Raw genomic sequence first — 12,758 nt, forward strand, 5'->3', positions numbered from 1 at the left:
ATGGATTTTTCACCACCATGAGCTTTTTCGAAGATATCGCTTCCGCATTGGACGCCGAGGGCATTGAGTCCCGCGTCAACGAAGACGTCATGTTCGTTCCAATCACCTCTGATTTGGAAATCCAGTTTGTTGAAATCGATCCTCTCTTGCCGGCGGCCAATGTGTACATCGCTGCCGCGGATGTGGATGAAGACGATGAAGAATTCGAGGCCGTCTTGGTCTCCGTCGCCTTTTCCGTCGACGACGCCGTAGAGGCCGTCTCCCGCCACATCGCCACCGACCAGGTTGTTACCGTCCTCCGGGACCTCTTGGAAGGCACCGATGAGCGCATCGCGGAATTGGAGTTTGACCAGGATGAACTCAACCCGCACCTGGTGGTCGCGGAAGTAGGCAACGATTCTGAGCTGCGCGTATTGGTAGAAACCATCGACGGCGTGCCCTCTGCCATCGTGCGCTTCTTGGCCTTCGACTTCGATGAAGAAGACATGGAAGAGCTCGAGGATGAGGCCGTGACGGAGCTGTGGCAGGTGGACGAGGAAGGCGAGGACCTCGATGAAAACGAGCGCCTTGCCCTCTTTGACAACACTGACTCCGATGACATCCCCATCGTGGAAGTCCCCGCTGAGGCCCTGGAACTGGGCACCTACACCGATTTCGACCGCCTCTTTGACGTGCTCGGATTGGTCTCGGAGCAGGCCCTGGACTGGGAAGCCCAGCTCGTCAACTTCGATGAGGACGATTTCGAAGAACCAGACGTCTACGACATCTTCTGCGAAGACGCCGATGATGACGCGGACGAGGCCCTTGAGTTCTTCGATACCTTCACCGAAGACGACGACGCTGACGCTGACGACGAGGGCGACAACAACTAAGCCCCTAAGCCGCTTGCTGGAATCCCGCGAAAAGGGATTCCGGAGAGCGTACGGGCTTAAAGGCGCTATCCACCAGCCACACGTAGGTGGCATTGGGTCCACGGGAAATCTCGTGGACGGCGCCAGCTAACTCGGCGGGGACAAGCGTGCGCACCCATCCTTCCGCCGTGGCGGGATCGACTATCTGCCCAAAGTTATCGGTGATGCGAATGGTGATGAGGTAGGCGGGGATGCGGCTTTCGCCGAACCCGCGGATCCGCGCCTTTACTCGTGCTCCCACGCGGTGGCGGGTAATGCTCATGCTGTAGTCCGCGCCGCCTGGTGTGGGTGGCAGTTGCTTTATGGGCGGGCGCCACGTCGGGGTGGGGCGAGCCAAGGACCGCGGGTGGTGCATGATGGCGGAAATTGAGCTGACGGTCTCATAGTGGTGATAGGCCAAGTCGGCGGCGATTTCCGTAGCCGTGGCGCTGGGCTGACTGGGTACTGTGTGCGAAAAGTTCTTATCTACGTTGTGCATGGCCCTTACTCTAAACCGCAAGGCCGACACGAGTTCGAACAATACAAACACAAGTTCGAAAAGGTAGCTTAAATAGATTTCAGACCTTCAAAGGCATAAGGTTGCACGTGCTATGAAGAGTGCTAATGCCGAACCGGCGCCCTACGAAAAGCCCAAGGTGCCGCGGGAAATCTGGGTAATGGTAACGGCGGCGTTCATTATCGCCTTAGGTTATGGCCTTATCGCACCGCTTTTGCCGCAGTTCGTGGTCAGCTTCGATGTCTCGATGGCCGCCGCCGGCCTGGTGGTCTCTATCTTCGCCGCCTCCCGGCTGATCTTCGCGCCCGTGTCTGGCTCGTTGGTAGACCGCGTCGGCTCGCGCCGCGTCTACCTGGTGGGCCTGATGACCGTTGCCGTGACCACGGGCTTGGTCGCCATTGCCCAAGAGTATTGGCACATCGTGGTGTTGCGCGCCCTGGCAGGTCTTGGCTCGACCATGTTTACTGTCTCCGCGATGGGCCTTATCGTGCGCCTGTCTCCACCGTCGATTCGCGGTAAGTGCTCCGCCACCTATGCCACGGCATTCCTGCTGGGCAATGTCGCCGGCCCAGTGCTCGGCGCCAGCCTGTCCTTCCTGGGCTTTCGCTGGCCATTTTTCATCTACGGCATTGGCGTGATGCTTGCTGCGTTCGTTGTCTGGTGGCAGATGCCGCGGGTCAACCACTCCCAATCCACTACGTCGGACCTGCCTCCCATGCGCCTGCAGGAGGCCTGGGGTGATACCGCTTTCCGCGCGGTGCTGACCTCCAACTTCGCCCACGGTTGGATCAATATGGGCGTACGCGTGTCCGTCCTGCCGCTTTTCGCCGCCGCGATTTTCCATAATGGCGCCGCAGCCTCGGGCCTAGCCCTCGCCGCCTTCGCCGCAGGCAATGCGATTATTCTTCAGTTCTCCGGCCGGTGGTCCGATCTCCATGGCCGCAAGCCGCTTATCTTGATTGGCTTGGTCGGCTCCGCCATCTTCATGGTGCTAATGGGCCTGGCCACCAGCGTGTGGTTCCTCTTGCTCGTATCCGCCCTTGCGGGTGCAGCATCGGGCCTAATCAATCCTTCCCAGACCGCCGCGGTGGCAGACATCGTGGGCAACGAGCGCTCCGGCGGCAAGGTATTGTCCGCCTTCCAGATGGCAGGAGACCTCGGCCAGATCGTGGGACCCATGCTCATTGGGCTGCTTGCCGATGTCTATGGTTTCCCCACAGCCTTCACCGTCTGCGGTGCCATTGCCATCTTCGGCATTATCGCCTGGCTCTTCGGCCGCGAACCCCGCCAGGAGTCCACGGTGGAAGTAGAGCGAATGCCGAAAAAATAGTTGACGGCAACCGCTCAGTGCCGGCTAAGTTATGCGCGTGTGGATGACTTAAACGCGCGCTTTCTTGATGCGGTTAATAACGCTTTGATTATTTGGGTACGGCTTCATAATGCAGACGTAGTTGTAGGCCGCGCCTGGTGGATGGAAGAAAATACTTGGGTGCTTCGCCGGCTTGAGGACGGTACACGCCGGCGCATCCCTCTCTACGAGGTCGAGAGCTTAAGGGTGATCGGCGCGTACCTTGAAGATTACGAGCAACAGGGCTAGAAGAGCCCTGCGACCTGGGACACGCACAGGTAGACAAAGGCCGCAGAAATGATGCCCATCAGGGTGTTGATGAACCAGCCATTGCGCCATTTTTTCGGGGTGTGCTTGGTATTCAGCAGAACCAAGAGAGTAAGTCCCAGGAAGGGCATGAAGAATGCGCCCAAGACGCCGTAGCCAATGATCAACCCGGTGGGCTTGCCCAGCAGCAGGAGCAGCATCGGTGGGAAGGTCAACCAGATGAGGTAAGCGCGGTAGTACTTACCGCCCGTGCTGGTGCTGGGGTGGCCTTGTGGGAGGTTCTTCAGGTGCCCAACGTAGTCCGCAAACATGAGGGACACACCGTTCCACACGCCCAAGCAGGAAGAGAATGCGGCAGCGAAGAATCCGACGATGAACCACTTAGAAATAAAGGTTCCGTAGCGAGCCTCCAGCACGTCCGCCATGTCCACCAAGCCCTGGTCGTTATCGGAGACAGCGACATTAGCGCTGTACAAAAGCTCGGCACCAAGGACCAGCGTAGCTAGGACGAAGATACCGGTGACGGCATAGGCCACCGAGTTGTCCATGCGCATGACCTTCATCCACTTGGGCGTGAACCACTTCTTTTCTCGCAGCCAGTAGCCATAGGCAGCAAGGGTAATAGTGCCGCCGACACCGCCGGCGATGGAGAGCACGTAGACGAAAGACCCATCCGGGATGGTGGGGACGAGGCCGCGCAGAATCTCTGGCAAATTAGGCGCTGTAATTGCGGCGATGCCCACCACAGTGACGAACATGATGCCAACTAATACGGCGGCAAGCTTTTCAAAGAGCTGGTATTGACCCAACCACGTAAGCGCAAAGCACAATACGCCGGTCGGGATAGCCCACATGGTCAAGCTTGTCCCGGGGAAGAGTGCGCTCAATGCCAAGCCGGTGCCGGACATGGCGGCGGCGCCATATACCAATCCCCAGATGACGATGTAGGGCGCGAAGTACCACGAGGTCCAGCGCCCTAGTTCCCGCCAGCCGTGGAACATGGTGTTTCCGGTGGCCAAGCTATAGCGGCCGACGCCTTCCACCAGCACGATTTTCATAATCGTACCGACGATGACGGCCCACAACAGTGCGTAACCGTAGCGCTGGCCGGCAATCATGGTTGCCACCAGGTCGGCGGCACCGACGCCGGTAGCTGCGGCGACCAAACCCGGACCAACGAGGGTCCATTTCACCTTTGCTTGTGGCTCAGAGTTGTGTGTCTGTTGGCCTTCGGCGGATGTTACGCCGGTGTGGTTATCTGAATGGCTCATGACACTTCCTTAAGTGGCTATGGTGTGAATCACTTAAGAGAAATGTATCACTCTTGACTGGTAGAGTGCAGCCCAATTATTCAACCATGCGTGCTAAGCGACGGTCCGGCCAGCAGCGTACAGCGCCTTTGGCATGGTTCTTTGCAGCTTCCATTGGAACTGAATGGGCTTTTCACCGTGGTGGGAAACATAATCCACAGCACCCAAAAATGTATAGGCGCTCGCGGTGCCCACTGAGTTCTTCTTAGTAAAGCGAGAGGCGATAAGAATCTTCCCGCCGAGCTCATCATGCCGAATATAACGACGTGCGGCCTTCGATTTTAGAGTTGTTGTCGATTGCGATTCCCAGTGGAGGAGATCCGGTGAAATCGGGTAGTCCCGGTAATTCGTGGTGGCGCTAACTTGATCGTCTTTTTGGAAAGTCACCAAGAATAAGTCCATGTTCATCTCGGGGAAGTATTTCACTCCCTCGCGCGGAAGGCTGACCAGTTTTTCTAATTCGCCAGTTTGCAAGGCGCCGACTAACTCTGCCAGAGAGTAGTCTGCGTGAGTTTCCAGAACGGTGTCGTCACTAGGCTGCGGGATAATGCGCGAAGCATCGTTTTGTAGCCGCATGACGTGTTCAAGTTCCCAAATAACTCGCGGGTGCTCTCGCAATATCCCCAGCGCTTGGTCAAAAGAAGACGGGCTGGGTGCATTGGAATTAGCCCAAAAGCCCAAGACCAGCATTCGTGCAAAGGCTTGATCAGTGGGCGACATATCGCCGAATTGCGAAGTGGAGGATTTTAGGATTCGAAGATAAGCCTCAATGCGTGTCGCATCATTGACGTGGAGGAAAACTTTAATCCGGTTGAGTAAGAAGCTTTCCATCTCATCGTCACGTGGCTCGAGGAGGCCTTCCTCGCGCAGGAGGCGGGTCCAGGAGTATTTGTTGGGGCGATAAATATCCTCCAATTCGAGGTTTGCCTCGTCGAGGAATTCTTTGAGATCGGTAGTTCGCAATTCCGCCACCAGCGCACGCACTTTCCGCAAGTTGCTCCGTGTCGTCTTCTTTACGTTGTTGAGGACCTGTTCCGTCGTCGATTCATCGAATTGGATGTGCGTTCCCGGCGGCGTGGTGGGAAAGCCCTGCTCTATCTCGGTGAGTAGATGTTTCCCGCGTTTTCTCGTTAATGCATTGAATTTACGCTCAAAATCGTATTCAACATGCTGTTGGCCAATGAAATCGAATACGGTACAAGAATCCTTTCCGGGAGCAAGGCGAAGACCGCGGCCAAGTTGCTGTAGGAAGATAACCGGGCTTTGGGTTGGCCGGAGCAAGAGCAGTGTATTGACCGCTGGGATGTCGACGCCCTCATTGAAAATATCAACGGAAAAGAGAGCCTTGATGGCGCCGCTTTCGAGTTGTTGAATGGCTTCTGCGCGTTCAGAAGAAGTTAATTTGCTCGTTACGGCCTGGGCTGGAATTCCAAAGTGCTGAAATTGCTGGGCCATATGCTCTGCGTGGGCAATGGAGACGCAAAAGCCGATCGCCTTCATTTCAGAAAGATCGAAAATCCGTTTATCCAGTTCATTAAGAATAAAGCGCGTCCGTTTTTCACCAGACTTGATATAAAACTCTGACAACTCGTTGGTGTTGTAATCTTTCTTGCCCCTGTTCCACGTAAGCGAAGAAAGATCCGTACCGTCTGCAATTCCGTAATAATGCATGGGAACCAAAAGTTGCAGGCGCAAAGCATCCCAGAGGCGAAGCTCATGGGCAATGCGGTAGTCAAAGTACTGTTGGACATTTTTGCCATCGCCGCGCTCAGGTGTTGCGGTCAGCCCAAGTAATTCGTCTGGTTCAAAATGGCTAAGAAGCGCGTTATATGTTGGAGCTTCTGCATGGTGGAATTCGTCGATGACCACCACATCGAATTGATCCGGCGCGAGCTTTTCTAAGCGAGTGGAATTGAGCGACTGAACGCTCGCAAATACGAAGTCCCAGCGCCGGGGCTCGGTGCCATCGACAAGCAACTCGCCAAAGTTGGCATCCTTGAGCACCTCGCGGTACGTACGCCGCGCTTGGTGAAGAATTTCTTTGCGGTGTGCGACGAAGAGCAAACGTGGGCGACGCTTCCACTGCCGGCAAAGATTGAGGTAATCCAGGGCAGCTACGACGGTCTTGCCGGTGCCTGTCGCCGCAACGAGTAGGTTTTTGTGGCGATCCTTTACCTCACGTTCGGACCGCAGCGCCTCGAGCATCTCTTCTTGATAAGGATAGGGAGTAACTTCTAGGCCAGAAAGCTCTAATTGGCGCAAAGCTTGTGGGGACTCCGTGCCTTTTGCAATGCGCAGGGATTCCTGCAGGCGATCCATATCCCTGGCGGGGTCAAAAGTCTTGAAGTGGCTATCGTGCCAGTAGCTGTCGAAAGTCTTTATGAATTTTTCGATGACCTCAGGCGTCGCCGTAGCAGAGCCGCGCACGTTCCATTCCCAGCCATCGATAAGAGCAGACCTCGAAAGGTTCGAGCTTCCAATAAAAGCGGTGTCGAAGCCAGAATCCCGTCGGAATAGCCATGCTTTGGCGTGCAGGCGTGTGGATTTATGCTCATAGCAAATCTTTACATCGGCGCGATATTTTTCTACCAGGCGTTTAAGAGCCGCCGCATCGGAAGCCCCACAGTAAGTAGAGGTCAATAGGCGGAATGGAATCTGGTTGTCGCGCAGGAACTGCAATTGCTGGTCAAGGACACTGATTCCGGAGCTTTTGATGAAGGCACACAATAAGTCGACGGAATCGGCTGTCTTTATCTCCCGCTCAACCTCGCTGGTCAGGCTGGTCTCGCCCTGGGCATTAGTAAAAAGCGCGCTCTTAGTCAGCGATACATCCGGAAGCAGCGGAGGCTCGGCTAAAGAAGTGTTGTAGACGGCGTAGAGGAGTTGCTCGGTATCAATATCTTCGTCCTCGCCAAGCATTCCAGCGATTGTATTGATAAGGGCTACTCGGTCTGCTGAGGATTTGAGCCCCATGAGGCGTTGCTCTAGTAAATCGCCGATGTGTTGAGACATGGCCGAGGTATAGCGCCCGCGAGCGCTATCATCTGTGCCGTTTCCTACCCCGAATCCCGCCGATGGGTGTCGGCTTTGCGTTTCCTCCATTCGCTCACGAATGCGCGAGGTCACCGGGGTTTCGTAAACGCCGAAGGGGAGCGAGGAATCCAAGGAATGACTCATAGCTACAAGATTCTAAGGGCAAAGTTTTTCCACGGCTGGAATATCTGCTGGCGCCCAGGTCAGCTCCATTGCTTCTGCGGGGGTAACCCACCTGGTTGCGTCATGATCGCTCAGGCGAAGCTCGCCGCTGGTGAGCGTGCAATAAAAGGTGGTTAGTTCGATGGTGGCAAAGTCGTACTCGTAGATGGTCGTCGTGAGTTTGCTGCCTACGCGGGCAGTAAGGTTGAGTTCCTCGCGAATTTCGCGGGCTAAAGCCTGTTCGGGTGATTCTCCCGGTTCGATTTTTCCGCCCGGAAATTCCCAATGTCCTTCTAGGGGTTTTCCGGGTTTCTTGCGGCAGGCGAGGAAGCGATCGCCATCGTGAAAGACGGCGCCGACGACGCGGATGGGGTTAGACATAGTCCCATTGTGCCTTGAGCTAAGAAACGCTAGACAAGAAGATGTAATTTAGCTAACATAATCGCAATGTTCGCGTCAGGCTGTCGCGCGGGCTTGATCATCATGCAAGCTTGAGGGGCGGTCTATCGTGACTTCTACTGATTCAGTTAATTCCTCCATCCAGAGCCATGACGGGGAAGTCCCGCGGCCTGAGGGACGGTGGAAACTCTTTGTTTATAGCGCCATTGGCGCGTTCGTGTTCTTCTTTCCTGTGACGTATAAGGAAAAGAACTCCATTCCTTTGGACCACATGGTCACCATCGTGCGCGATAGCATTCCGGCGGTGGTGCCGTGGCTTATTTTTGCGCTCGCCGTGTATGGCACGGTCCGTAGCTTTAGCACTGGGGCGTTTAAGCAAAGTGCGCTGCAGGCGGTCTTTGCGGTCCTCAATATCGCCGGTGCGGTCATTTCCTTCCTCATGGTCATTGACGCGCTGCCGTGGGTATTGGGCGATGAGGACTTGGTTCCCTTCTTGTGGAACTCCATTGCCACACCGGTGGGGCTTATCGTGCCCATCGGCGGTACCTTCCTGGCATTTCTCATTGGCTTTGGGCTCTTGGAATTTGTTGGGGTGCTGATGCAACCCATCATGCGTCCGCTGTGGAAGACGCCGGGGCGCTCCGCCATCGATGCGGTGGCATCCTTTGTCGGGTCGTATTCGCTGGGCATCTTGGTCACGGACCGTGTCTATCAAAAGGGCGGTTATACCGGCAGAGAGGCTGCAGTTATTGCCACGGGGTTTTCCACGGTATCGGCGGCGTTTATGGTCATCGTGGCCAAGCAACTGGATTTGATGAATATCTGGGGCACCTATTTCGCCGTCACGCTGCTGGTGACGTTCCTGGTTACGGCCATTACCGTGCGCATCCCGCCGCTGCGGACGATTCCGGATGAATACTGCGCGGGTGTAGAGCCTGACCCAGAAAAGCCGGTGGAAGGATCGCGTTTTAAGAATGCGTGGCGCGAAGCGATGCTGGCTTTGCAGCGCGCGCCGTCGCTGCCGCAGGCCATTTGGGATAACCTGCGCGATGGCGTGCGCATGGCCGCGGCCATCGTGCCGTCCATCATGTCGGTGGGCCTTATTGGCTTGCTGCTTGCGCGGTTTACCCCGATCTTTGAATGGATTGGGTACCTGTTTTATCCCTTTGCTTGGATAGTGCAGCTGCCGGAGCCGGCACTTGGCGGCAAGGCCGCGGCGATGGGCATTGCGGAGATGTTCCTACCCGCCACAGCGGTGGCCGACAGCGATTCCATGGTGCTGAAATTCGTCATCGGGGTCGTGGCGGTCTCTGCCATCATCTTCTTCTCCGCCCTGGTGCCGTGCATTTTGGCCACCAAGATTCCGGTGAAGCTATCTCACCTGGTCATCATCTGGTTTGAGCGGGTGGCCCTCACCATCGTGATTGCGACCCCGATTGCGCACCTGCTGTTTTGAGGTTTATTGCCCGCTTACCGCAGTGAGGTGAGCGTTAACGATGTCATCGATAAGCCGTGCCGCTGCCTTGGCGGTGCGGTTGTCTATGTCGAAGGTGGGGTTGAGCTCGACGACATCGACAAGCGCGAGCTTGCCCGTCGCGGCGATGGCGACCGCCAGGGCGCGGATGCGCTCGTAGGCAACGCCGAGGCTGGCCGGAGCGGATACACCCGGCGCGGTGGAGGCGGGAAGGACATCCAGGTCGATGGAGAGGTGGACCTTGTCCGCAGCGGCGGTGGCCTGGGTGGCGAGCGCGCCGCATTCGGCCGGGGTGAGGTTCACCAGCTCCTCATCCAGGGTGTAGTTGACGCCGAGCTTATCGGCATCGTTGAAGAGCACCGCGGTGTTATTGGGGCGGGAAATACCGAAGACGGTGTACTCAAAGTCATCGGTGAGCTGGGAAATCTGGGTAAAGGGCGTGCCGGAGGTGGCGTGGTCCGCGTGGCGGAGATCGAAGTGGGCATCCAGGTTGATGATCGGGGTGGCACCGCGCGCGCGGAACAGGCCGCGGTGGGAGCCGAAGGCGGTTTCGTGCCCGCCGCCCAAGATAATCGGCAGGGTAGCGCTGCGGACGAGTTCTTCGACCTTGTCAGATAGGGCCTCGTGGGCGCCGTCGAGATCGTCGGCTTGGGTGGTGATGGTTCCGGCATCGGCAAGCGCATGGCCGTGGTGAACCGCGAGGGATCCGAGGGCTGTGCGCAGGGCGGCGGGGCCGGCGGCAGCACCTTGGCGGCCGCCGTTGCGCAGCACGCCCTCATCGGAGGCAAACCCCAGCAGGGTTACGGGCGCGGATTCGGCTTGGTTGATAACGCTATGCCAGCGCGCGTGCTCGGGGCCGGGACCATCGGAGCGGCCGGACCACTCGGGGGCGGGAGTAAAAAGTGGGGCTGATTCGGTATTCATAGTGCCGATACTAGAAGCGTGCGGTGAGTTTGTCTGGCAGTAGCGGAATATAATTGGGCGCTGTGAGTGCTAATCGAGTCCCCGCTGCGCGCCATGCCCTGGACATCCTCAAGCTGCTATCGACTATCGATGTCCCGATTTCCGCCGCCCGCATCCAAGGCGAGCTCGGCCTGCCGCGCTCGACCACGTACCACCTGCTCGCGGAGATGGTCGATGCCGGCTTCGTTGCCCACCTGCCCGAGCACAAGACCTACGGCCTGGGGCTGGCCGCGTATTCGATGGCCTCTGCCTATGTAACCCAGCAGCCGCTAGTGCGCATGGCAACGCGCGACCTGGAGGAATGCGCGCGGCTGGTAGGTGGATCTGGGCACCTTTCGCGTATGGCGGGCTCGGAGATTTTATACCTGCAGGAGGTCCGCGCGCCGGGCGCGACCTCGTTGGTTACGGAGGTCGGGGTGCGCCTGCAGGCGCATAAGACGGCCTCGGGCAGGGTGATGCTGGCGCACCTGCCGGAATCCGAGGTCAAGGCCGCCTTTGATACCGCGGGCGGGGAAAATTTTGGTTTCCTCAAAGAGCAGCTGCACCTGGCCCGTGCGCGCGGGTGGGATCAGGAGGTGGAAGAAATCTCGCGGGGCCAGGCCTCGGTGGCGGTGCCCATCCTGGACCACTTGGAGCGGCCTGCGGCGGCCATTGCGGTGACCTATCCCGTGTCCACGCCGGCGGATAGGGTAGAGGAGCTCATTGCGGCGCTGCGCCAGGCCGCGGAGAAAGTTGCGGGGAAAATGTATCGCCAGCGCGAAAAGTGAGGTACCATGCGGGCTAGCGCGTTAGGCTGTGACGTGAGCTATATTTTGTTGCCCTAAAGACACTAGGAGTCATCATGCCTAATGCATACCCATCCACCGTTACAGTCGGCGTCGGAGCGCTGACCATTGAGGAAGTCGTGGCCGTTGCCCGCTACGGTGCCACGGTAGAAATCTCCGCCGAGGCTTTGGACGAGGTCGCCTCCACACGCGACCGGGTCGAAGAACTGGCCCAGGATCCCACGCCGGTCTACGGAATCTCCACCGGCTTCGGCGCGCTTGCCCGCCGCCACATTCCAGAAGAGATGCGCGCGCAGCTGCAGCTGTCCCTGGTGCGCTCCCACGCGGCCGGCACCGGCCCTGAGGTGGAAGAAGAAGTAATTCGCGCGCTCATGCTGCTGCGCCTATCCACCCTGTGTACCGGCCGTACCGGCGTGCGCCCCGTGGTGGTAGAAACTTATGCCAAGGCGCTCAACGCCGGCATCGTGCCGGTGGTGCGCGAATACGGTTCGCTGGGCTGCTCCGGCGACTTGGCCCCGCTGGCTCACTGCGCCCTAGCGCTGTTGGGTGAGGGTGAGGTACGCGTGGGCGGCGAGCTCAAGGACGCCGACGAGGCTCTTGCCGCCGCCGGCATCGAGCCGCTGGAGCTGCGCGAGAAGGAGGGCCTTGCGCTTATCAACGGAACCGATGGCATGCTGGGCCAGCTCTGCCTGGCCATTACTGACCTGCGTGCGGCCGCCAAGACCGCCGATATCGCCACCGCGATGACGGTAGAAGGCCTGCTTGGCACCCTCGTGGTCTTTGCCGATGACCTCCAGCAGCTGCGCCCGCACCCGGGCCAGGCCGATTCTGCCGCCAATATCCGCCAGGTGGCGGACGGCTCCGAGATCCTCGCCGCAGCGCTGGAGGAGTTCAAGAAGAACCAGGTCCAAGACGCCTACTCCGTGCGCTGCGCGCCACAGGTGGCCGGCGGTTTCCGCGATACCTTGGCGCATACCGCACAGGTGGCAGAGCGCGAGCTCGCCGCCGCCGTGGACAACCCGGTCGTGGCTAAGGACGGCCGCGTGGTCTCCAACGGCAACTTCCACGGCGCCCCGGTGGCTTATGCGCTCGATTTCCTGTCCATCGTCACCGCGGACCTGGCGTCCATTTCTGAGCGCCGCACCGACCGCTTCTTGGATCCGGCCCGCAACCGCGGCTTGAACGCCTTTCTTGCCGATGACCCCGGAGTCGACTCCGGCCACATGATCGCCCAATACGCCCAGGCTGGCATCGTCAGCGAATTAAAGCGCCTGGCCACCCCGGCCTCGGCCGATTCCATTCCTTCCTCTGCCATGCAGGAAGACCACGTATCCATGGGCTGGTCCGCCGCCCGCAAGCTGCGCAAGGCCGTCGATGGCCTACAACGCGTGCTTGCCGTAGAAATCCTCACCGCTGCCCGCGCTATCGACATGCGCGAGGGTACCCCGGCCAAGGGAACCGGCGCGGTAATCGCCAAGCTGCGCGAAACCGTCAAGGGGCCAGGTGTGGACCGCTACCTCTCGCCGGAAATCGAGGAGACCGTGCGCCTAGTCAAGGAGGGCGCGCTTGTCGAAGCTGTCGAGAATGCTACTGGAAAGCTGCGTGATTAA

At 58.4% G+C, this 12,758-nt stretch carries 11 protein-coding genes; 6 read left to right on the forward strand and 5 right to left on the reverse strand.

Features of this window, described 5'->3' with window-relative positions; translation table 11 throughout:
* Nucleotides 1–17 precede the first annotated feature (17 nt).
* Entirely contained in the window at nucleotides 18–872 is an 855-nt protein-coding gene (locus tag QP908_RS01695; protein WP_239267859.1) for a DNA primase, read from the forward strand.
* A 4-nt stretch (nucleotides 873–876) separates the two neighbouring features.
* Here the strand turns inward: QP908_RS01695 and QP908_RS01700 are convergent, their stop codons facing one another.
* Nucleotides 877–1,389, reverse strand: a complete 513-nt coding sequence (locus QP908_RS01700) for a hypothetical protein (protein WP_239275302.1) — start codon at nucleotides 1,387–1,389, stop codon at nucleotides 877–879.
* Nucleotides 1,390–1,501: 112 nt separating this feature from the next.
* Here QP908_RS01700 and QP908_RS01705 point away from each other — a divergent pair, with 112 nt between their 5' ends.
* Entirely contained in the window at nucleotides 1,502–2,737 is a 1,236-nt protein-coding gene (locus QP908_RS01705) for an MFS transporter (protein ID WP_239267855.1), read from the forward strand.
* 39 nt (nucleotides 2,738–2,776) lie between these two features.
* Nucleotides 2,777–3,004, forward strand: a complete 228-nt coding sequence (locus tag QP908_RS01710) for a hypothetical protein (protein WP_239267853.1) — start codon at nucleotides 2,777–2,779, stop codon at nucleotides 3,002–3,004.
* Here the strand turns inward: QP908_RS01710 and QP908_RS01715 are convergent.
* The 3 genes from QP908_RS01715 to QP908_RS01725 form a co-directional block, all read right to left on the reverse strand.
* A complete protein-coding gene (locus QP908_RS01715) occupies nucleotides 3,001–4,293 on the reverse strand; it encodes an Nramp family divalent metal transporter (protein WP_284771520.1) in 1,293 nt (430 codons plus the stop codon). The genes QP908_RS01710 and QP908_RS01715 overlap by 4 nt on opposite strands.
* A 93-nt stretch (nucleotides 4,294–4,386) precedes the next feature.
* Nucleotides 4,387–7,509, reverse strand: a complete 3,123-nt coding sequence (locus QP908_RS01720; protein ID WP_239267849.1) for a DUF3427 domain-containing protein — start codon at nucleotides 7,507–7,509, stop codon at nucleotides 4,387–4,389.
* A gap of 12 nt (nucleotides 7,510–7,521) precedes the next feature.
* Nucleotides 7,522–7,908: a (deoxy)nucleoside triphosphate pyrophosphohydrolase gene (locus QP908_RS01725; RefSeq protein WP_239267847.1), complete on the reverse strand. Its 387-nt coding sequence runs from the start codon at nucleotides 7,906–7,908 to the stop codon at nucleotides 7,522–7,524.
* A 127-nt stretch (nucleotides 7,909–8,035) separates the two neighbouring features.
* Here QP908_RS01725 and QP908_RS01730 point away from each other — a divergent pair, with 127 nt between their 5' ends.
* Nucleotides 8,036–9,382, forward strand: coding sequence for a YjiH family protein (locus QP908_RS01730; RefSeq protein ID WP_239267845.1), 1,347 nt, complete (start codon nucleotides 8,036–8,038; stop codon nucleotides 9,380–9,382).
* Between the two features lie 3 nt (nucleotides 9,383–9,385).
* Here QP908_RS01730 and hutG read toward each other — a convergent pair whose 3' ends face one another.
* Nucleotides 9,386–10,324, reverse strand: coding sequence for a formimidoylglutamase (hutG, locus tag QP908_RS01735; protein ID WP_239267843.1), 939 nt, complete (start codon nucleotides 10,322–10,324; stop codon nucleotides 9,386–9,388).
* Nucleotides 10,325–10,386: 62 nt separating this feature from the next.
* Between hutG and QP908_RS01740 the strand changes: the two genes are divergently transcribed.
* Nucleotides 10,387–11,130: an IclR family transcriptional regulator gene (locus QP908_RS01740; protein ID WP_239267841.1), complete on the forward strand. Its 744-nt coding sequence runs from the start codon at nucleotides 10,387–10,389 to the stop codon at nucleotides 11,128–11,130.
* A 74-nt stretch (nucleotides 11,131–11,204) separates the two neighbouring features.
* On the forward strand, nucleotides 11,205–12,758 hold the full coding sequence (gene hutH / locus QP908_RS01745; RefSeq protein ID WP_239267838.1) for a histidine ammonia-lyase: 1,554 nt from the start codon (nucleotides 11,205–11,207) through the stop codon (nucleotides 12,756–12,758).

The sequence above is a fragment of the Corynebacterium sp. MSK204 genome, assembly GCF_030229885.1.
In the GTDB taxonomy this organism is placed as follows: domain Bacteria; phylum Actinomycetota; class Actinomycetes; order Mycobacteriales; family Mycobacteriaceae; genus Corynebacterium.

Bases quoted from the DNA above. Each gene is read 5' to 3' on its own strand.
- QP908_RS01720 (WP_239267849.1), bottom strand. From the start codon at position 7,509: ATGAGTCATTCCTTGGATTCCTCGCTCCCCTTCGGCGTTTACGAAACC.
- QP908_RS01715 (WP_284771520.1), bottom strand. From the start codon at position 4,293: ATGAGCCATTCAGATAACCACACCGGCGTAACATCCGCCGAAGGCCAA.
- QP908_RS01725 (WP_239267847.1), bottom strand. From the start codon at position 7,908: ATGTCTAACCCCATCCGCGTCGTCGGCGCCGTCTTTCACGATGGCGAT.
- hutG (WP_239267843.1), bottom strand. From the start codon at position 10,324: ATGAATACCGAATCAGCCCCACTTTTTACTCCCGCCCCCGAGTGGTCC.
- QP908_RS01695 (WP_239267859.1), top strand. From the start codon at position 18: ATGAGCTTTTTCGAAGATATCGCTTCCGCATTGGACGCCGAGGGCATT.
- hutH (WP_239267838.1), top strand. From the start codon at position 11,205: ATGCCTAATGCATACCCATCCACCGTTACAGTCGGCGTCGGAGCGCTG.
- QP908_RS01700 (WP_239275302.1), bottom strand. From the start codon at position 1,389: ATGCACAACGTAGATAAGAACTTTTCGCACACAGTACCCAGTCAGCCC.
- QP908_RS01705 (WP_239267855.1), top strand. From the start codon at position 1,502: ATGAAGAGTGCTAATGCCGAACCGGCGCCCTACGAAAAGCCCAAGGTG.